This is a genomic window from Streptomyces sp. V3I8, assembly GCF_030817535.1.
GTDB lineage: Bacteria > Actinomycetota > Actinomycetes > Streptomycetales > Streptomycetaceae > Streptomyces.
Genome location: NZ_JAUSZL010000003.1, coordinates 48353 through 66849, shown reverse-complemented (window position 1 = coordinate 66849; position 18497 = coordinate 48353). Strand labels below are relative to the sequence as shown.

Annotated in this window: 19 protein-coding genes; 2 read left to right on the top strand and 17 right to left on the bottom strand. The window is 68.5% G+C overall.

Features of this window, described 5'->3' with window-relative positions; translation table 11 throughout:
• Positions 1 to 2 precede the first annotated feature (2 nt).
• The 15 genes from QFZ75_RS39365 to QFZ75_RS39295 form a co-directional block, all read right to left on the bottom strand.
• On the bottom strand, positions 3 to 452 hold the full coding sequence (locus QFZ75_RS39365; RefSeq protein ID WP_307545329.1) for a hypothetical protein: 450 nt from the start codon (positions 450 to 452) through the stop codon (positions 3 to 5).
• The gene (locus tag QFZ75_RS39360) at positions 452 to 1552 is read right to left on the bottom strand and encodes a toprim domain-containing protein (protein ID WP_307545327.1); all 1101 of its coding nucleotides are present in this window, start codon (positions 1550 to 1552) and stop codon (positions 452 to 454) included. The genes QFZ75_RS39365 and QFZ75_RS39360 overlap by 1 nt, the downstream gene beginning before the upstream one ends.
• Positions 1542 to 1844, bottom strand: a complete 303-nt coding sequence (locus tag QFZ75_RS39355) for a hypothetical protein (protein WP_307545325.1) — start codon at positions 1842 to 1844, stop codon at positions 1542 to 1544. Before QFZ75_RS39355 ends, QFZ75_RS39360 begins: the two co-directional genes overlap by 11 nt.
• Positions 1841 to 2494 (bottom strand): WhiB family transcriptional regulator, encoded by a 654-nt coding sequence (locus tag QFZ75_RS39350; protein ID WP_307545323.1) that lies wholly within the window; start codon positions 2492 to 2494, stop codon positions 1841 to 1843. The genes QFZ75_RS39355 and QFZ75_RS39350 overlap by 4 nt, the downstream gene beginning before the upstream one ends.
• Positions 2491 to 2766, bottom strand: a complete 276-nt coding sequence (locus QFZ75_RS39345) for a hypothetical protein (RefSeq protein ID WP_307545322.1) — start codon at positions 2764 to 2766, stop codon at positions 2491 to 2493. The genes QFZ75_RS39350 and QFZ75_RS39345 overlap by 4 nt, the downstream gene beginning before the upstream one ends.
• Positions 2763 to 3041, bottom strand: coding sequence for a hypothetical protein (locus QFZ75_RS39340; protein WP_307545320.1), 279 nt, complete (start codon positions 3039 to 3041; stop codon positions 2763 to 2765). The genes QFZ75_RS39345 and QFZ75_RS39340 overlap by 4 nt, the downstream gene beginning before the upstream one ends.
• A complete protein-coding gene (locus tag QFZ75_RS39335; RefSeq protein WP_307545318.1) occupies positions 3038 to 4342 on the bottom strand; it encodes a DnaB-like helicase C-terminal domain-containing protein in 1305 nt (434 codons plus the stop codon). Before QFZ75_RS39335 ends, QFZ75_RS39340 begins: the two co-directional genes overlap by 4 nt.
• Entirely contained in the window at positions 4339 to 4926 is a 588-nt protein-coding gene (locus QFZ75_RS39330; RefSeq protein WP_307545316.1) for a hypothetical protein, read from the bottom strand. The genes QFZ75_RS39335 and QFZ75_RS39330 overlap by 4 nt, the downstream gene beginning before the upstream one ends.
• Positions 4927 to 4928: 2 nt before the next feature.
• Positions 4929 to 5765 carry a hypothetical protein gene (locus QFZ75_RS39325; RefSeq protein WP_307545314.1) on the bottom strand — a complete coding sequence of 279 codons (837 nt, stop codon included), beginning with the start codon at positions 5763 to 5765 and terminating at the stop codon, positions 4929 to 4931.
• Between the two features lie 46 nt (positions 5766 to 5811).
• Positions 5812 to 6096 carry a hypothetical protein gene (locus QFZ75_RS39320; protein WP_307545312.1) on the bottom strand — a complete coding sequence of 95 codons (285 nt, stop codon included), beginning with the start codon at positions 6094 to 6096 and terminating at the stop codon, positions 5812 to 5814.
• On the bottom strand, positions 6089 to 6493 hold the full coding sequence (locus QFZ75_RS39315; RefSeq protein WP_307545310.1) for a hypothetical protein: 405 nt from the start codon (positions 6491 to 6493) through the stop codon (positions 6089 to 6091). Before QFZ75_RS39315 ends, QFZ75_RS39320 begins: the two co-directional genes overlap by 8 nt.
• A 125-nt stretch (positions 6494 to 6618) precedes the next feature.
• Positions 6619 to 7503, bottom strand: a complete 885-nt coding sequence (locus QFZ75_RS39310; protein WP_307545308.1) for a hypothetical protein — start codon at positions 7501 to 7503, stop codon at positions 6619 to 6621.
• Positions 7500 to 7964, bottom strand: coding sequence for a hypothetical protein (locus tag QFZ75_RS39305; protein ID WP_307545307.1), 465 nt, complete (start codon positions 7962 to 7964; stop codon positions 7500 to 7502). The genes QFZ75_RS39310 and QFZ75_RS39305 overlap by 4 nt, the downstream gene beginning before the upstream one ends.
• Positions 7965 to 8050: 86 nt before the next feature.
• A complete protein-coding gene (locus QFZ75_RS39300; protein ID WP_307545305.1) occupies positions 8051 to 8812 on the bottom strand; it encodes a hypothetical protein in 762 nt (253 codons plus the stop codon).
• Between the two features lie 80 nt (positions 8813 to 8892).
• Positions 8893 to 10962: an ATP-dependent DNA helicase gene (locus tag QFZ75_RS39295; protein WP_307545303.1), complete on the bottom strand. Its 2070-nt coding sequence runs from the start codon at positions 10960 to 10962 to the stop codon at positions 8893 to 8895.
• A 662-nt stretch (positions 10963 to 11624) separates the two neighbouring features.
• Here QFZ75_RS39295 and QFZ75_RS39290 point away from each other — a divergent pair.
• Positions 11625 to 12866 (top strand): helix-turn-helix domain-containing protein, encoded by a 1242-nt coding sequence (locus QFZ75_RS39290; protein ID WP_307545301.1) that lies wholly within the window; start codon positions 11625 to 11627, stop codon positions 12864 to 12866.
• A 453-nt stretch (positions 12867 to 13319) separates the two neighbouring features.
• The gene (locus QFZ75_RS39285) at positions 13320 to 13700 is read left to right on the top strand and encodes a hypothetical protein (RefSeq protein WP_307545299.1); all 381 of its coding nucleotides are present in this window, start codon (positions 13320 to 13322) and stop codon (positions 13698 to 13700) included.
• A 211-nt stretch (positions 13701 to 13911) separates the two neighbouring features.
• Here QFZ75_RS39285 and QFZ75_RS39280 read toward each other — a convergent pair whose 3' ends face one another.
• Positions 13912 to 15462, bottom strand: coding sequence for a DEAD/DEAH box helicase (locus tag QFZ75_RS39280; RefSeq protein ID WP_307545297.1), 1551 nt, complete (start codon positions 15460 to 15462; stop codon positions 13912 to 13914).
• A gap of 1 nt (position 15463) precedes the next feature.
• Positions 15464 to 18451, bottom strand: a complete 2988-nt coding sequence (locus QFZ75_RS39275; protein WP_307545295.1) for a hypothetical protein — start codon at positions 18449 to 18451, stop codon at positions 15464 to 15466.
• Positions 18452 to 18497 lie beyond the last annotated feature (46 nt).

Sequence of the window (18497 nt, the reverse complement as noted above, 5' to 3'; positions counted from 1 at the left end):
GCCTACTCCCCCTCGGGCTCCGTCTCTTCGCCCTCGTCGATGATCCCCGCGCGCTCGGCCTCGCTGAGCGCGACGGCCGTACGGACGATACGGCCTTCCTCGTCGTCCTGGATGATCGCGCCGGTGCCGAACTTGAGCATAGGGGCCTCCTCGCTGGTGCAGGTCTGCACCCCTTGGCGGTTGGTGGAGTGCAGCTGGACACGAGTTCCGTCCCAGCACAACGTGTCGCCGACCTCGGCGACGAACAGGGGCTGGCTGTTCAGGAAGTGCAGCCTGCCCCTGAGTGAGAAGCGGCTGGGCCGAGCGATACTGCCGTCGGAGGCGTAGATGGCGAACCGGTTCAGGTGATCGGTCAGCGCGGCCGGGCCCCAGTCGACCTGGTGGCGGGCCATCCACTGTTCGGCGTCGGCGACGGCGCTCTGGGGGTCCAGGCGGTAGGTCTCGTGGTCCATCAGCAGGCCCCACGGTGGGCGACGTTGAGGCACCGGTGGCAGTACAGCCGCTCGGGCCGCTGGTAGATCTGCCAGGGCACGGCGGTGTCCAGGACGATGTCGTAGACCTCGTCGGACAGGTCGGCCGGGTCGGCCGCGAAGGGGTTCTGGACGATCCAGTTCTGGCACATGGCCGAGGCCCGCTCGGGGGCGCCCAGGGAGCGGGAGCGGCTGCCCTTGCGCTGGTAGCCCTCCACGGTGCGCCACCCGGCGGGGTCGTTGTCTGGCCACCAGGTGACCTTGCCCCGGTTGCGGGCCAGGCGGGTGATCTGGGCTTCGGTGACCTCGCTGCCGAAGGTCGCGACGACCGGCGAGTGGTGCATGTGCCGCAGGGCGCTCATGGGTGACTCGACGACGACGACCTCGTCCGCGTGGAGCAAGTCGTTGTAGATCGTCTGGTCGCGGGGGAAGCTCGGCGTGGAGAGGTACTTGGGCGCGCTCGGGTCGGCGGCGGGCAGGCGGCGGGACTGCCAGCCGACGAGGTCGCCCCTCCAGTAATGCGGGATGACGGCGCGAGGGCCGGTGCGTACGCGGCTGTCCGGCGGGCCCATGAAGCCGTCGGGGTCGGTGCAGATCCCCATTTTCGCCGCCGTGGTGATGGGGATCTGGCGGTCGTCGAGGATGTAGCCGTCGATGCCCTCCCAGCGGTCCAGCATGCGGGGGCTGTAGACCGGGATCGGCTCGGTCTTCTTCTCGGCGTACAGCGAGTCGAAGAGGTCGAGCAGGACCGGCAGGTCCATGGCCCGGGTCAGTCCGGCTTCGCCGGTGAGCCACTGGCGGGCCTGCTCGATGCTGTCGTCGCCGCGCACCGTGGCAATCAGCCACAGGATCGTTCCCCGGGCCTGGCAGCCCAGGCAGTTGAAGAGCAGCTTCGTGGTCGACAGGGCCGCCGTGGGGTTGCGCTCCTGGTCCTTGTGGTAGCCGCCGATGGGGCAGGCGATGATCAGTTCGTCACCCTGCTCGCGTTTCACGGCGACGCCGATGGAGGCCAGCGCGTCGCGGGCGAGCTGGGCCTTGTGGGCCTCGGGCAGGGCGGCGAGCTGTTCGAGGTCAGTCGTCATCGGAGGCCCGGCCCTTCACCCGAAGGAGATCCTCGGCGCTGGCCACGCCCTCACACCACTCGTAGCCGCAGGTGGGGCAGCCCCGGCACAGGTGCGGGGTGGTCTCGTCCGGGACGTCCGAGACGTCGTCGGCCAGCGCCAGGACGATGTCGCGCTTCTCCTTGCACATGCCCATGACGACCGTGTCGTGGTACTCGGTGAGGACCGGCGATGTCAGGCAGGAGGGACAGCGCCCCTCCGGCTCGCCGCTGAAGACGCGCAGCCACACGCGGTGGGCCATGTTCGTACTCATGCTGCGCCTGCCTTCTGCTTCTTCTCTTCGCGGGCCTTGGCGTCCTTGCCCAGCTTGAATGCCCGGCAGCCGCACTCGATGCCGCTCTCGCCGTTGCGGTGGTGCCGACGGTAGGCGGCCGTGGACGGGCAGCCCTGGACCTTGCGGGGCCCCTTCGGCTTGGCGGCCCTCTCGGCCTTCCTCGCTGCGTTGTAGGCGCCACGGCAACCGCAGGGCCCCGGGTCTTCGTCGTTCTTCATGTGGCGCTTGTAGGCGGCCACGGAGGGGCACTCCGACTTCGTGCGGACTCCTCCACGAGGCTTGATGTCCACGAGCTTCTTGCCTGCCTTGCGCTTCTCGTTGTAGTCCCGCTCGCGCTCGCGCCGGGCTGCAAGGCAGGTCTCGCACGTCTCCAACAGGGCGCGGTGGAGCATCAGCCCGGCGTAGGTGCCGCACTCGGCCGCGTCCTCTCCCATGCCGACGACACCGACTCGCTCGACCTGGGACTCGCCGCCCCAGACGCCGTTCTCGCGGCCGTCACGGCCCTGCTGGCGGCACATGAAAATGGCCGGGCAGGTGAAGCAGATGGCCTTGGCCTTCTGGACGTCCGGGTCGTCGGGGCCGCCCCCGGCGTCGAAGAGGCGAGGATCGGTACTGCAGGGGAACGTCACCGGTCCGCCTTTCGTAGGAGCGCGCACTTGTAGGGGGTGCGGCAGATTGCTCTCGCGCGGTAGAGGTGCGAGTGGGGGAAGGCGAACACGGCGGGCGGGTCGCTGCAGGGAGTCGAGGTGACCATGACCCGGTCCTCATCGCCTTCCAGGCAGGGGGCGTCGCGGACGAGCCGCACGGTGAGGTCCTTCTCCGTGAACTCGCCGACGTCGAAGATCTCGTCGCCGGTGAGGAGGACCGTCGTCGTCAGCTCGTGGACAACGGGGCCGGTCATGGGAGGACCACCCCGTACGTCTTGGCGCAGTCGCGGGGTTTGCCGCAGGGGGCCGTGGCGGTGCCGGTCAGCGTGATGCGGCCGAAGGGGTCCGTCGTCCGCGCCGTCGCGACGGTGATCTGAAGGTCGTCGGTCGTGCTGGTGCAGGGGTATGCGCGGCAGAGGGCCTGCAGGGCGTAGATCCGCACCATGCCTCGCGCGAATTCTTCGGGGTCGTCCCTGACGAGAGTCAGCGGGTACTCGATGACATGGGTGATCTTGACTGTCGTACTCACAGGGACACCTCGCCGAGGCTGTGCTGAGTGCCGTACCAGGGCTCCCAGGCCATGCGCCAGTTCTTCAGGTCCATGCGCCGGGAGGCGAGCATCTGCAGCGTGGCCATCCCGGCCACGACCTCGGTCTCGGAGCGGATCAGGCCGAACACCCAGCTGCTGTAGCGCTCGATGGCGGCCGACTCCGCGAGGTGCTGCAGCTCCAGCCGTCCGGCCTTGCTCGCGGCGGCCACGCCTTCGCGGTTGATCTGGGCGTTGAGGAACAGCGGCAGCATCTGGTGGCCGGTGGTGATGATCTTGGACAGTTCGTCCATGATGTCGGCGATCTTCTGGTGCTGGGCGCGGCGGGAGTCGGGGCTGGGGTGCTCGATGTGGGAGAGCTGGTCGACGATGACGCTCTTGGCGCCGTAGGACTGGGCCTGGCGGATGAGGGCGGCCGGGGTGCGGCGGCCGTCGTCCGGGGAGAGGATGTGCAGTCCGTCGGCCAGCTCGGCTTCGTTCTCGTCCAGCCAGGTGCGTACGCGGTCGACGTCCTCGGGGGTGCAGGTGCCCTTCTGGTACTGGCGGTAGTCCACGCAGCAGATCTGGCAGGCGAGCCGGTCGTAGGACATCTTCACGCCGTTCTCCAGCGTGTAGAGGACGGTTTCCCGGCCGCGCTTCCACTCGGTGTGGGCGACGTGGGTGGAGGTCCAGGACTTCGCGCCCTTGGGCGGGGCGGCCCAGGTGCAGATCTCGCCGTCGTGGATGCCCAGGCAGTGCTCGTCCACGGCGCTCATACCCAGCGACATGCCGGAGATGACCTTGGGGGCGGCGGCGCGCTGGTCGTAGCGGGCCAGGGAGTCGCGCAGGCCGGTGATGCCCTCGACCTCGGCCGAGCGGTCGCGTACGGACATGGACAGGCCGTGGAAGGCCTGGGCGGCCTCGTGGATGACCTCGACGCGTTCGTGGACCCCGGCCTCGGCGATCTTCACGGCGATGTCGCGCTGGAGGCGCTGGGACTCGGCCAGGACGTGCTGGGAGCGCAGGTACTCCACGGCCGCCCAGATCTCGTCGGCCTGCAGGTCGGCTTCGGGGAGGATGACCTGGCACTGCTCCAGGCGTGTGCCCCACTGTTCCTGCAGCAGCTCGCGGGAGGGCGCCTTGGTTCGGCCGGAACGGTGGAAGTACGCCACGCAGTAGGCGACGACCTCGCGCATGCCCTCCGTCGGGATGCACTCGGCGGCCAGGCCGGTGTCGGCCAGCTGCTCCAGCGCGTCCACGTCGGTGAGGGAGGCGTACAGGGTCGCCTCGGCGTTCGTGGTCATCCCTGCGGCAGCCGATCCACGTCATCGGCGATCATGCGCAGGCCCATGGCGGCGCCCATCAGGAAGGCGTTGACGTCGGCTTCGGCGTGCTTCATGACCTCGGCGGCGAGGTACCTGATTGCGTCACCCGGGGTCCGGCGCAGGAAGGCGACCTCGCCCGGCTTGCTCGCCTCGATCTCCTCCGGCGTGATCTCGGCGCGCTCGGCGCGGCGCTTCTGCCGCTGCGCCTCCTTGATCAGAGCCCCGACCCGTTTCTCCAGGGCTGCAATCGTGTCCCTCGCCTCGGCGAGTTCGCCGTCCGGCGCCCGCAGGGCGGCAACCATGCGGGTGGTGGTCATGTCCAGCTCGACAAACTTGTCGGAGAACCCCTTGAGGCCGGTACGGAGCTTGTTCAGCTCGGCCTCGACCTCCGCGACGGCCGCCGTCGTGCTCGCGTTGGCGTAGGCGACGGGGCGCGGGGCAAGCCGATGGCGGTCCTCCGCGCCAAGGAGGCTTTTGACCTTGGGGACGGGGAGGCGCGCAGGCTGCGCCGCAGGGTTCGCGGTCCAGATGTCCGTGCCGAGGTACATGTCGTCGTTGCTCATGGTCACACCGCTGCAATCGGTCGGACGAGGCCCAGGCGGGCCTCCTGGGCTGTGAGTTCTCGTCGGCGGGGCCGGTAGTCGGTGCCGGTGACCTCGATGAAGTCGGCCTGCTCGGACAGCAGGCTCATGACGCCGCCTCCGTACCCCTCCTGCATCTGCTGGGGTGTGAGGTTGGTGGTGATGGCCACCGGCAGGGAGTCGGAGACGCGGGCGCGGACGATCTGATCGACCATGGCCTCGACCATCTCCAGGCGGCCCTTGCTCTCCTTGCCCATGTCGTCCATGCCGAGGATGTGGACGTTGCGTACGCGGCGGTTCCACTGCTCGCGCTCGGCTTTGTCCCGCCAGGAGTTCGTGAAGAGGTCGATGATCTCGTTGAACTGGGCGAGGTGGGCCTGGAAGCCCTGGACCATGAGGGCCTTGAGCAGCAGGCTGAGCAGGAGCGTCTTGCCGGTGCCCGGGGACTGCGACCACAGCACGAGGTTGCGGCCGTCGGCGACGTTGCGCTTGGCGTTCAGGACGTAGGCCATGATCTGCTCGACGATGGCTGGGTCCACACTGGCGACGTCGTCCCAGGTCAGGCGCTGGTAGTTGGCTCCGATGCCTGCGTTGAGGAACCACATGTGCATCAGCCACTGGTCGGTGCAATTGCACTCGTATGTGGCGATCTCGGTTCGCGAGGAGTCGGCCCACCAGCGGTAGGTGTTGCCGTTCTCCTTCAGGCAGACCTTGCACTCGCGCTGGGGGTCGCCCCACAGCTTGGGACGGGCGGCCCTCAGGCGCTCGAAGTCCGCGTTGGACAGCGGCATGCAGGCGGCGGGTTTCGGTGGCGGTTTCAAGGTGGCGGTCCTTGATGAGGGGCCCGTGGCGGTCGGGCCGTGTGGATCAGATGAGGGCGTTCAGGGCTCTGGTGTTCCACCAGTCGGGGAGACCGAAGGCCTCCAGGACCTGGTGGGCGGTGATGTGGCGGTCGAGCAGTTCCCGTTCCCACCTCTCCGCCCAGTCGTGCCACTGCTCCCGGGTGACCGAGGAGTGCCCCTCGCTTCGCGTGCAGGGGTTCTCGTGATGCCTGGTGCACTCGATGGACAAGTTGCCGTGGCAGCAGCAGATGAAGAAGTCCGGGCAGCAGGGCGGCTCGCCCCAGGGGATGGCGTCGAGAGCCTTAGACATTGGCAAGGCGCTCCGAGATGGGGCCCGCAAAGTGGGCGTCGTTGCCCTTCATGAACCGGGTGAGGGTGACCGGGCCCGAGCGCCAGAAGCCGTCCTGGTCCTCGAAGGCGAAGCGCGCGATCGGTCCGGCCTGGTTGCCCCAGCGGGCGGCGAAGGACTTGAAGACCGAGTTGACCTTGACGGACTCGTGCCGAGGCTGGGGCCCGTGGCGCTCGGCGATGGACCTCGTGACGTAGTCGCGCAGCTGCTCCCAGGACCAGTCCGCCGGGGAGTCCAGGAGGTCCGTGGCGGCCATGGAGACGGGGCCCGGGGCTCCGGCGGGGCGCGCGGTCACGGGGGGCGCTTCGGCCGTCGTGGCGGGCTTTCCGTACGGGGCGGTGGGGGCGAAGTTGATCAAGTTGATAGCTCCAACCTGGCGGTGGCTGGGCACGGCAAATCGGTGGTGCATGCCGTGGGTGATGCCCCTTGGCGGGGAGGCTCCTTGAAGCTATCCCGGCGCTCGGCCGGGGGCAAGAAAATGCCCTACCAGAGTTCGCCGCTGGCCAGGCGGTTGATGGTCCGGGTCATGCCGTAGCGGCTGAGGAAGCCGTAGAGATCCCTCCAGGCGTCGTCCGGGCCGGGGGTGACGGGGATGAAGGGGGCCACCGACAGGGGCAGGACCACGGGGGTGGGGGTGTCGCGCAGGTCGACGAGCTGGCGGTAGACCTCTATCTCTCCGCTGTCGCGGGCGGCGGCGATGCCCGGGTGGGTGATGGCGCTGAGGTCCCAGTCGGCCTTCGCGAGGTGCTTGACGGCCGTTTTCATACCGATGCCGGAGACTCCGGGAACGCCGTCTCCGGGGTCTCCGGCCAGCGACATGGCGATCGGCAGCTGGGCGGGTGTGCAGCCGAAGTGCTCGATGACCTTCGCCTCGTCCCAGCGGTCGGTCGGGGTGTCGGCCGAGGAGATGCGGATCTGCTCGCAGGGCTGCCCGGCCGGGTTGGGGCCCACCATCTGGAGCATGTCCTTGTCGTTGGACAGGATGGTGATGGGGGCGTCCAGGGCGCGCCAGTAGGCGGCGATCAGGTCGTCGGCCTCGAAGCCGTCGACTCTGGCCTGGGGGATGCGGCAGCGCTGCAGGAAGCCGGTGACGAGGTCCCGGGAGGTGCTGCGGTAGTCGTCGGTGTGCTGGGGCCGGGCGGCCTTGTAGCCCGGGTGCAGGCGGGTGCGCCAGCCGTAGCCCGCGTCCCAGCAGATCATGACGCGGTAGGGCTTCTCCTCGCGGATGTAGCGGGAGAGGGTGGAGGTGAAGACCACCAGGGCGCTGGTGCTCGTGCCGTCGGGGGCGTTCATGGCCGAGCGGCGGGTGGCCTCGACCGCGCGGTAGAGCAGGTTGTTGCCGTCGACCAGCAGGGTGGGGCGTGTCACCGGATCCGCTTTCCGTTCTTGTCTCGGAGTGCGCCGTGCTGGTGGGCGACGGAGGAGAGAATCTGTGTCGCGCGCTGGAGTACGACTCCGTCGATCCTTTTGCCCTGGAACAGGGCCCAGGCCAGGCGTTCGATGTCGGGCAGGGTCAGGCGGCGCTCGCCCCCTCCCCGGCCGCCCGTGGTGAAGCGGAAGACGAGTCGCTTGCCGTTCAGCATGAGAGGGTGGTTCTTCGTCTCGTTGCGCAGCCAGTGGACGTTCCGGCCGAAGACCCAGGGGCCGATCTCTCCGATGGAGAAGTGCGGCTGGCGCAGCGGCCTGTCCGGGTCGGTTGATTGCCGCCTGGGGTCGGTTTCCTCCAGGAAGTCCTCGTCGTAGAGGATGAAGATGTTCTTCTTCGGGTCGGCCTTTCGGGTGTCGACGTAGGGCTCGATGATGATGGGGTTCGTGTCGTCGTCAGTCATGGTGACCTCTCATATACCGCTACCTCCGCCCGTGTATACGGGCGGAGGTGGGCATTATGTACGTCCCTCCGGTGGAGGGGATCTTGCTAACTGCGGAGCTTGATGCTCAGCGTGCCGTAGGTGACCCTGCTGATCATGGTCATGATCTCCTGGGTCCGGCTGCGGCGCGCCCGGGACAGGAGGCCCTTGCTGAACTTCGCGCCGTCGAGCACGCGGTACCGGACCTCCTTGGTGTAGTAGAGGAACTCCGCGCGGGAGACCCTGCCCTGCTCGTAGAGGTCAAAAAGCATCTCGAAGTTCAGTTCGGACCTGTCCTGGCTGCGCTCGCGAACAAAGAACTTCTCTCGGCCGGGGACGGGGGCTTCCATTCGCGTGCCCTTGCCGCTGCCGCCGATCAGGTAGTGGCCGTTCTTGTCGACCGGCGTCTTGTCGATCGAGGCGCGGCCTTCGCGCTCGGCGACGACGTCGAAGTGCGTGGAGACTGCGCGGGTGATCTGCTCCTCGCGCTTGGTGAGGGCGGCCTTCGCGGTGACGATCTCCTCCTTCTCGTCCGTGAAGGCCGCCAGTTCGTTCTTGCGCAGCGTCCGGCGGGTGGCCGGGAGCGGGGTCTTGCCGAAGACCTGGGGAAGGGCCTCGATCGAGTGCGCCATCTGCGCGTTGAGCTGCTCGGCGACGGCCAGTTTGGTCTTCTTGGCGACCGGCTTGGTGATCTCCGGGGTGGGGATCTTGGCCAGGTCGTTGAGCAGGGATGCGAGGTCGGTGCCCGGGTCGGCCTTGAGGGAGGCGGTGACCTGATCGAAGTCGTAGGCGGGAACGAGCGCCTTGGTGAGGGCAGCGGAAGTCGTCACGTTGATGCTCCTGTGCTGTGGCGGGTCTGTCTTGGCGTGAGGCCAACTCTACCCCAAAGTTGGGGTAGCGATCAACGGATTCAGCTGGCGAGTTCGTGCGCGCCGTGGCGGGCGTAGAACTCGGCGACGTCGGCGAAGTCCGTGGTGCGGCGGGCGGGCGGCAGGGCCGCCTGGATCTTCTGGCCCCACCAGGTCGCCGACAGCCGCGAGTCGAGGATCGCGACGGTGCCCCGGTCGTCCGAGCTGCGGATGAGGCGGCCGAACGCCTGCTCCAGGACGAGGGTCATGGTGGGCAGGGCCAGGTCGACGAAGGGGTTCCCTCCACGGCTGGAGATGGCGTCCTCGCGGGCCATGTTGATCGGGTCGGTCGGCACGGCGAAGGGCAGCTTGTCGATCACGACGAGCCGGTTCGTGCGGCCGGGGAAGTCCATGCCGGTCATGAAGGACCGCAGGCCGAACAGGACGGAGTCCTCGTCGTCGCGGAAACGGGCGGCGATCTCCTTGTTGGTCAGGTCGGCGCCCTGGATGAACGAGGTGCAGCCGATGTCGGCCAGGCGGCCGGACAGCGCGCCGTGGGCGTCGTTCATGGCCTTGCGGGAGGTGTAGAGGAGCATGGCGCCGCCCCCGGCCATGCGGACCAGCTCGTAGGTCGCCTCTCGGGCCCAGGTCTCCCAGGCGGCGCGGCTGGAGGGCGACGGGGAGGGCACGCCGGACTCAGGGACGTAGAGCAGGGCCTGGGTCGGGTAGTCGAAGGGGGTGCCGACGTCGAGGACCTCGGCGCCCTGCAGGCCCAGGGAGCGCTGGACGTAGTCGTAGCGGGACTGGCCGATCCCGGCGCTCAGCGTGGCGGACATGAGCACGGAGGGGACGCGGTCCCACAGTTCCTCGCGCAGGTAGTCGCCGACCTCGATGGGGGCGGTCTTGATGATCCAGCGGTTGCGCTCGCCGTAGACCTCCGCCCAGCGCACGACCTTGTGGGGCTCGGCCAGGAGGATCTCCTTGAGGTGCTGGAGGTAGTTGCTGCCCTGGGTGGACAGGCGGTCCTTGATGTCCTCGTAGCGCTCGGCCGCGCCGCGCACGATCTTGACCTTGCGCAGCTGGGCCACCAGCTCCATCAGCTCGACGAACAGGCTCTCGAAGGCGGGGAAGTGCTCGGTAATGAAGTCGGAGCCGAGGGTGGCCTGCTTCTCCTTGCCGAGGGTGGCGAGGATGGCCTTGCCGACCTCGTCGAGGTGGTCGAGGACCTTCTGCTGCTGCATCTCGGCCCCGGCGGCCGTGTCGTCGCCGTGGGTCTGAACGAAGCTGACCACCTGGTCGGCGTAGCGCATGAGGCCGCCCTGGCGGACGTCGAAGCCGAGGTGACTGGTCGCGGTGGACTCCAGCTCGTGTGCCTCGTCCACGACCAGGCCGTCGTAGTCGCCAAGCAGGATGTGCATGCCCTCGCCGCTGGCGCTGGACAGGCGGGTCTGGCGGTGCAGCTTGGTGTCGAGCATGAGGACGGCCGTGTTGGTGACGACGATGCCCGCCTCCATCGCGGCGTCCTTGTGCCTCATCGCGAAGCAGGCGTCGCCCATGCCGCACTTCGAGCGGCCGGGGCACTCGTCGGAGGACGCCGACAGCAGGGACCACTCGGTGCGGTGGTCGATGGGGGTCTGGATGTCGTCCTTGTCGCCGGTGTGGGTCTCGTTGCCCTCGTCGTCCGGCTTGATCTCCTCCAGCAGCGCGCGCAGGCCCGGGATGGCAGGGCCCTCGGCGAGCTTGACCTTGCACAGGAAGTTGCTGACGCCCTTGAGCGGGGCCCAGGTGAAGTCGACGCCCGCCGCTCCCAGTTCGCGCTGCAGCATCGGCAGGTCGCTGCGGATGTACTGGTTCATCAGGGCGATCGTGGCGGTGGCGACGATGTACCGGCCGCCCCGGCGGCTGGCGTGCACGAGCGGGATCATCGCGGCCAGCGACTTGCCGGTGCCGGTGCCCGCCTCGGCCATGAGGATGTGCGGCAGCTCGTCCGCTTCCTCTTCGGGGCGCTCGGCGAAGGTGGACTCGATGCGCTCGGCCAACTTCTCCTGCTGCGGGCGGCGCCGGTAGTACGGCAGCGACTCGGCCAGGACGGCCTGGGAGGACAGGAAGGTTCCGGGGAGGGCTGAAGACATGGTGATGGGCCCCTAGGCAACGCGGTGGCGGTTATCTTGGCGGATTTCGCACGCTACCCAAGGCGTCGCCACATCTCACGAAACTCGTCGATCGGATCCGCCGGGCCGACACGCCTGCGGGGTGGGATTCGGCACTCGACTCCCCATCCGGGCTCCGGATGATGTTCAATGGCCCTGGGCCCGTACCCGCCATCACACGGCCCACCATCACTTCTCGCTGGTCAGCACGCTGATCAGCACCCGCCAAGGGAGATTTCGATCATGGATTCCACGTAGGAAAAGCTGGAGGGGCGCTAGAACCCGCCACAGGTTCCGCGCCCCTCACGTACAGCTCGACCTCCGCCTGGAGGTCTCATCCGACTCGGTAAAGCCGCCAAGCAGACCGAGCGGGGTGGGAGGGACTTCCTCAAATCCCTCACCAGGCGACCCGACCTCGTCGGTCTGACGATCGCCCTCACGGTTGCCGGACCTTCACTGGACTTCAGAACAGGAAGGCGCGAACATCCGTGCCTGGCTATTTTAATCTCTCGGCGAGCCCGTCGCACGCCGAAAGTGACGTGAATCTCGCAGGAGTTTCGACGACTTCGTCACTCCTGGCCTCATCTCCGCGCGAGCTGCAGAAGAACCACTGGTCACGGACCTTCCCCGCGCTCTCCCCCCGCATGGCCGCACTCATGATCGACGGCGACGCCGAGGCCCGCTACGGCGCGACCGGCTCCTCCAGCCTTCAGTCCGCGAAGACGGCCCACGGGCACGCTGTCACCTCCGCCCTCGCCGCCGGGTGCGTGCGCTTCGGGTGGACGAAGAACCAGCTCACCGAGGCCCTCATCGACTGGCCGTCCCTCGGCGGCAACCACGTGCGCAACATGAGCATGCCGTCGGCCCACAAGTACATCGACCGGGTCTGGGAGCGGGCCCGCAAGTGCGTCGGCAGCGGCCTGGTCATCGGCGCCCGCCAGGACGCGATCATCGACCTCATCGCCCTGCGGGACAAGATCGCCAGCTCCTCATGGCGCGGCACCTCCGGCTCGACCGCCCTGCGCGTGCTCATGGCCCACTGGAAGGCCGCCTACCGCGCCGGAGGCCGTGTCTACACGCTGTCCTTCCGCGAGGCCGCCGAGATGGCCGGGTGCACCGCCAGGACTGCCTACATCGCCACCACGCAGCGCCTGAAGAACTGGGTGCGGCTGATGGAGTCCGGCTCGGGCGAGAAGGGTTCCGAATGGATGCTGTTCGAAGACCGTTCTCAGCAGCGACACAGCCTCAAGGGGGCGCAGCCTGGGGGGGCACAGTCGAGTGTGTCGAACCTGAGAAACGGTGACCTGGACGGGGCTGTGATCACTCAGCTGATGTCCCACGACGCCTTCGCCCACCGGGGCCTTGGAGCCTCCTCCTTGAAGCTGCTGGCCGCCCTGCGCAAGCAGGACCGCCAGACGGCCGCCGAGCTGACCGAGAGCGCCATGGTGAGCACCGCCACGGCATACCGCCACCTCAGCCGCCTTGCCGAGCACAACCTGGTGACCCGCGAGGACAGCCTGTGGACGCTCACTGAGACAGCCCAGGAGGCCCTCTCTGGCGCCTGGGAGGGCTGGGACGGCATCGCAACCCACGAGGGCACCGAAGGTGTCTCCCAGCGCCGCCTGGAGCTTCACAGGGCCCAGCGCCTCGTGTGGCACCAGATCACTCTTCCCCGCCTGCGTCAGCGCCGTACGGCCGACGTGAAGCCCGTGCGGGGCGACGAGGTCGACCAGCGCTTCCGGTGGGGCAACGAGATCATCGACCCGGCCACCGGCGAGATCGTCACGGACATGGTGGTCGCCTCGGACGGCAGGTTGCTGGTGATCGACGAGGAGCCCTCGTACGAGGAGTTGGTCCGGATGAATCAGCTCGCACAGGCCGCCTGACCTGCAAGATTGTCCCTGGAGAGACCGTGGAAGACCTGAACTCCCTGATCAACGCAGCTCTTCAGCGCCGTCGAGAGCATCCGTACGTCGTCGCACTCATCCCCGAACGTCCCCAGCCCGTCCTGTGCCGGTGCGGACATCCTGAGCTGGGCCACGCGGACTCCATGAGCCTGGGCAAGAGGTGCCTCAACTGCCGGGACTGCCTTCGATTCGAGGCTCAGTAGATTCGTAAACCCCTTTTGAGCTGCAGATTCTCAGGTTTGACACATTCAATGAGCCCCCCCAGGCTGCGCCCCTCTGGGGATGAGTCGTTGCTGAGAAAGCCGGTGGGCAACAGGTCAAAACTGGGAGCATGCCGTCATGGAACTCGGAAACCCAGACCTGCCACGAGACCTGAGGACGGTCCTGCAGACGCTGTCTCCGTCGCTCGTGCCGATCGCGTGGAGTGCCCTCATGGCGACCAATGAGGAGACGATCTCTGCGGTCCTGGCGAAGTGGCACGAGATTGCGAGCAAGGAACCGACGCGGGAACAGACCGCTCAGTTCGTCAAGGACGAACTGAGCGGCAAGATGTCGGAGGAAGACATCGCTGATGAAGCACGGGGAACCAAGAGACTGCGCGAGATGATGGCCTGGCAGGCAGCGTTGGCGCCGGAGCGGAAGCGGGAGCTTCGTGAAGACGCGGTGCGCGTGCAGGAGGAACGCAGAGCCGAAGCTGTGGAGTTCTGTGAGTTCCTGGAGAAACTAGCCTCTGACCAGCGGAAATATCTGGAGCGCTGCCGCCCGGCCCGTGAACGTCACCGGGACGGGAACAGGCCATCTTCTGGCCGATGACAGTTTTTCATCTGTGCACACTTGTCATGGCCGAGGGGACCTGGTGTGATCGCTGCGCGGCAAGTCGGGTATCGGTGGACAACGAGTAACACGCCTGCGTCGTGGGGGCGCAGAGGGGGTTGTCCAAGCAGGCCGATACCACACAGCAACAGCATGACCTGCTGGAGCTGACGCGGGGCCCTGGGAGTCACGACCCGGGGCCCTTGGCCGTTCAGGCGAAGAGCAGGCTGGCGCGGCGCTGTACGGCCCCCACGTGGCCCTCGGCGCCGGTGTCGCCGAGGAACCGGTCGGCCATCTCGTTGCGCTCCAGCATGGTGTCCACGATGCCGTTCTCGACGGTGCCCTGCAGGACGAACGTGGTGCAGGTGATGGACGCGGCCGTGGAGGAGATCCGGTCGATGCGGCCCAGACGCTGCGTGCGCGTCTCGTAGGTCAGCGCGGACTCGTACTCGACCAGGTAGGTGGCCTCGGGCAGGTTGATGCCGTCCTTGCCCGCGTCGCTGGTCAGGAACACGCACGGGGAGCCATCGGCGCGGAAGGCCTGGCGGGCGCGCTCGCGCTCGGCGGTGTTCATGGAGCCGACGTACAGGTAGCTGCGGATGCCCTCCTTGAGAAGTGCTGCGGCCAGCAGCGGCAGCACGGAGGGGCCGAACTGGGAGAACACGACGGCCTTGTCGCCCTGCCCATGGATGATGGGTGACAGGTACTCGACAAGTTCTTCGGTCTTCCGCGACGACACCGACCGCAGGTACTCCTCCCCCAGCTGCCCCACCAGGGCACGGGCCATCTGGGACTCCCCGTGCGTTGCGGAATGGATGAGCGCGGCCGGATGCGCCGCGATCTGGCGCAGAGCGGTCCACAGACCGGGCACCGGAGTGTCGATTCCGTCCTGCAGAGACGTCACGACGTCGTACAGATGCTGCTGATCGCGGTTCATCTGCAGCGTGCGGAACTCCTCGATGCGCGCCGGGAACAGCCCGCGCACGTCCGGGTCGGTCTTGCGCTTGCGCCACATGTGCTGCTGGGCCAGCTCCACGAACCAGCTCACGCCCAGCTGGTCGTAGCGCGGGCGCCCGTAGTCGTCCCGGCTCTTGATGACGACGCCCTCGAACTCCTTCACCGTCGGCATGGCGTCCGGGACCAGCAGGCGCAGCAGGTTGAAGCCGTCCTCGTAGCTCTTCGCCATGGGCGTCGCGGTGAGCCCGATGGCCCGCATGTCCGGCTGGGCCTTGCGCAGCCGGTTCAGGGCGTACCAGTGGGCCTTGTACATGCGGCTGGAGCGGTTGCGCAGCTTGTCGGAGATCTCGTCGTAGACCACCAGGACTCGGCGGCCGTCGGCCTGCGCCTGCAGGAGCGCCTGCAGCAGGGGGGCGTCCGAGGCCGTGGTGGCCCGCTTGCCCGGCTTCACCCCGAAGTCCACCAGGTCCGTGCGCAGCGTCTCGAAGGTGGAGATCAGGGCGTGGGGCAGACCGTGCCTGGCGAGCTGCTTGTGCCGGTTGGGGCCGTGGTGGACACGGTGGGAGAGCGTGGTGAACGCGGCGAAGTCCTCGGCCCACTCGGAGAGTTTGTTCGTCTTGCACACCAGCAGCACCAGGTCCTCGCCGCCCTCGTCCGAGAGGAGAGCGCCGAGCGCCAGCGCCATGACCGACTTGCCGATCCCCGTGTCCGCGACCATCAGGCCCGAGCGCTGGAGATAGGCGAAGCCGACCCCTTCCTGCTGGCAGGGGAAGAGGCCGTGCGGGCTGCTGAAGGTGGGGGCCATCTCAGAAGCGCCTGATGATGCGCAGGCTGGTGGCGTAGAGGCCTTCGCCGGTCAGGGTGGACGTGCCGCCCAGGTCGCCGAAGGTCGGCCCGTTGGGCGTCTTTCGGGAGTTGATGAAGCGGGGTACGCCGTGGTTGTCGAGGCCGAGGTAGATGCCGTTGTGGTCCATCTGCCCGGCGACCAGGTCTGATGTGTCGGCGTCGAAGTGCGGGACATCGCCGATCTGCAGGGAGGTCAGCGACGGGGGCGCGTTGGTGGCCTGGGCCACGATGATGCCCGGCCCGCTCGGCCCGATGTCCTTGGTCATGCGCGGCAGGTTCGTGCCGTTGAGATTCGCGGTGCGGACCATGGGGATGCCCATGTTGTAGCCGTAGACCATGCGGACGTAGCCCGAGCAGTCCATGCAGAGGGGCTCGGCCGGGTTCGCCGCCAGCGTCTCGCCGTTGGGGAACGTCCAGTCCCTGGCCATGTAGTCGTGGAAGTCCGCGCCCTCGATGCGGGTTCCGTCGGCCGCGTCGGGCCCGTACTTGGCCTGCCCGGCGACCTGCGCGCCGCCCAGGCCCGGACTCGTGATGACCGGCGCCCCGGTGATGTACCGCATCGCGAAGGCCAGGGCGTCGGCGCTGGTGTCGGCGCCCCAGGCGAGGATCTGCGCGGCGAGAGCCGGAGTCCAGGTCCCGCTGAACGGCTGGGCCAGCGTACGGACCCAGGTGGTGTGGGTGACGGAGGGCGGGTCCGGCCACGTGCCGGAGTACACCTGGACGTCGTGCACATTGAAGGTGAACGGGACCGCCGTGGAGCCCGTCGAGGCGAGGGCCCGGAGTCCGACGCGGCCCGCGCCCAGCGTGGCGTCCGAGACCTGGTGCGTCCACGTGGACGGCTCGGCCGTGCCGTCCTTCCAGGCCCGGCAGCGCAAGCTGGTACCGGTGCGCTGGGCGCGGATGTGCCAGACGTCGCCGACCACGTAGCCGGTGCCGATGGTGGTGAGCGCGCCCAGCGTGGTGGTGCCGCCGGAGGTCTGGCACTCCAGGGCGAGCTGCACGCTGCCCGAGGTGAGCACGGACATGCGGGCGCGGTAGTGGCTCGTGGACGAGGTGTACCCGAACGACAGCCCCAGGGAGGAGGCGTTACCGGTGGGCATCGCGCTGAGGGACCAGGACAGGCGTGCATCGACGTCGGTGACGTTGTCGACCAGCGAGGTGTGACGGGAGGCGTTGACATCGGTCACGAGGATCCGGCCGAGCCCGCCTGACACGCTGTAGTCGGTATCGGCGCCGTTGGCGTGCGACCAGGTGCCGCCCTCGGGAGACACTCCCCAGCCGTCGCTGGTGGTGCGGTCGAAGGGATCCGTGAACGGCCGCTTGCTCTCTGTGAACGTCCGCTGCGGCCCGCGCATCGCCACGGTCTTCGCACCGACCGTGAGGGTGGCGAGGACTCCCGTGTTGTCGGACACCTGCAGGCGGCTGGGGTTGGCCAGCACGGTTGTCGTCAGGACCGGGTCCCCGATCGGGCGCACGATGACCCGGCCGATCATCGGGGTGAAGATGGCGGGGTTGTTGTCCAGGGTCAGGCGCAGGTACTGCGTTCCGGCGGGCAGAGGGTTCTGGTTGGCCGCCCAGCACTGGTTCCAGGAGTCGGTGGTGGGGATCAGCGGCTGCCACGACAGCGGCACCCGGGTCCAGGTCGTGTTGTCGGGCGAGACGTCGGCCACCAGCTCGGTGGTCGGAGAGGCTGGGCTGCCGGTCGTCGACCAGACGAAGACCCGGGAGCGGAAGTCGCGGATGCCGTTCGCGATCCGGTAGGTGAGAGTGGCGGGCCCGGCCGCGTTGCGCTTGACCAGGCTGGTCTCGCCCGGCTTCGTGCCGTTGTCCGCGCCGGTCTCGATGACAGCGTTGGCGTTGTGCGCGAAGGACTTGGTGAAGTCGGCCAGCTCGTCGTCGATGGCCCCGTCCGTGAGGTGGATCAGCTCCATGCGGTCCAGCGCGGACATCAGCGACAGCAGCGCGTCCCGGCCGGGCGTGCCGACGGCGACGCTGGAGGTGCTCAGCAGCGGGACCGTCTGCCCGGATGCGCCGAAGAACCCCAGCGTCTGCGCGCGGCCCGCCATCGTGGCGTCGTTGCGGGCGCCGAAGAACTTAGGCACGACGGCCGAGCCGAGGATCGCGGTGTACGCCTCGTCGGCCCAGCTCATGTCCGGCAGGACGCCCTGGCCCAGGACCACCCGGCCGTCCTCGTACACCCGCACCCCCGGTGTTCGGACGGAGGCCAGCGCCTCGGCGTTGAGCTGGGCTCCCAGAACGACGGCGCCCGGCGGCCCGGCCGCCGCGCTGGTGTTGCGCCCGGCCACCACCTGCTCCTGGTGTCCCGCGCTGGAGTTGGCGCCGAGCGCTGTTGCTTCGGCGCCCGCGCTGGAGTCTGCGCCGAGCGCGGTGCCCCGGGCCCCGGCGCCCGCCGCTCGGCCGACGGCGGTTGCCTCCGCGCCGCCGGGGTGCGCCTGGTAGCCCATTGCGGCGGCGTCGGGCCCCTGCTCGCCGCTGATGGCCGGGCCCAGCCAGGTCTGGCCCGGGTAGATGTCCTGCAGGTCCAGCATCCCCAGCACGGTCGAGTCGGGTGAGTCCCCCTCGTGCCGGTGGTCGCGCAGCACGTCCAGCGACTGCCACACGGCCGAGCCGTCCGGGGAGACCGCCAGCACGGCCTGGCTGCTGAGCCCCTCGGCCGACCCGATGTGCAGGGGCGCCTCCGTCCGGACGGTGGCGGCCGGGGCAGGAGAGACGTCCACGCCCGTCCGGGTCAGGGTCGAGCCGCCCGGCAGCAGCGCCAGGACCGTGACCCTCTGCGGCGTGTCCAGCCACAGGTCGATGACGGCCGGGTCGAAGAGGACCGGCCACTCCTGCGGCGCGCCGCCGTTCGGCTCCAGGAAGACCTGCGTGTCGATCGGCGTGCTGGTCTCGGGATCGAGCAGCGTCACCTCGGCAAACTGATAGGTCACGCCAGAGGAATCGATCAACGGCAGGTACAGGTGGCAGCGGTCCACG

What these genes read in the sequence shown, in the direction of transcription:
- QFZ75_RS39365 (WP_307545329.1), bottom strand. Translation starts at nt 452, where the DNA reads ATGGACCACGAGACCTACCGCCTGGACCCCCAGAGCGCCGTCGCCGAC.
- QFZ75_RS39360 (WP_307545327.1), bottom strand. Translation starts at nt 1,552, where the DNA reads ATGACGACTGACCTCGAACAGCTCGCCGCCCTGCCCGAGGCCCACAAG.
- QFZ75_RS39355 (WP_307545325.1), bottom strand. Translation starts at nt 1,844, where the DNA reads ATGAGTACGAACATGGCCCACCGCGTGTGGCTGCGCGTCTTCAGCGGC.
- QFZ75_RS39345 (WP_307545322.1), bottom strand. Translation starts at nt 2,766, where the DNA reads ATGACCGGCCCCGTTGTCCACGAGCTGACGACGACGGTCCTCCTCACC.
- QFZ75_RS39335 (WP_307545318.1), bottom strand. Translation starts at nt 4,342, where the DNA reads ATGACCACGAACGCCGAGGCGACCCTGTACGCCTCCCTCACCGACGTG.
- QFZ75_RS39330 (WP_307545316.1), bottom strand. Translation starts at nt 4,926, where the DNA reads ATGAGCAACGACGACATGTACCTCGGCACGGACATCTGGACCGCGAAC.
- QFZ75_RS39320 (WP_307545312.1), bottom strand. Translation starts at nt 6,096, where the DNA reads ATGTCTAAGGCTCTCGACGCCATCCCCTGGGGCGAGCCGCCCTGCTGC.
- QFZ75_RS39305 (WP_307545307.1), bottom strand. Translation starts at nt 7,964, where the DNA reads ATGACTGACGACGACACGAACCCCATCATCATCGAGCCCTACGTCGAC.
- QFZ75_RS39295 (WP_307545303.1), bottom strand. Translation starts at nt 10,962, where the DNA reads ATGTCTTCAGCCCTCCCCGGAACCTTCCTGTCCTCCCAGGCCGTCCTG.
- QFZ75_RS39290 (WP_307545301.1), top strand. Translation starts at nt 11,625, where the DNA reads ATGGCCGCACTCATGATCGACGGCGACGCCGAGGCCCGCTACGGCGCG.
- QFZ75_RS39285 (WP_307545299.1), top strand. Translation starts at nt 13,320, where the DNA reads ATGGCGACCAATGAGGAGACGATCTCTGCGGTCCTGGCGAAGTGGCAC.
- QFZ75_RS39280 (WP_307545297.1), bottom strand. Translation starts at nt 15,462, where the DNA reads ATGGCCCCCACCTTCAGCAGCCCGCACGGCCTCTTCCCCTGCCAGCAG.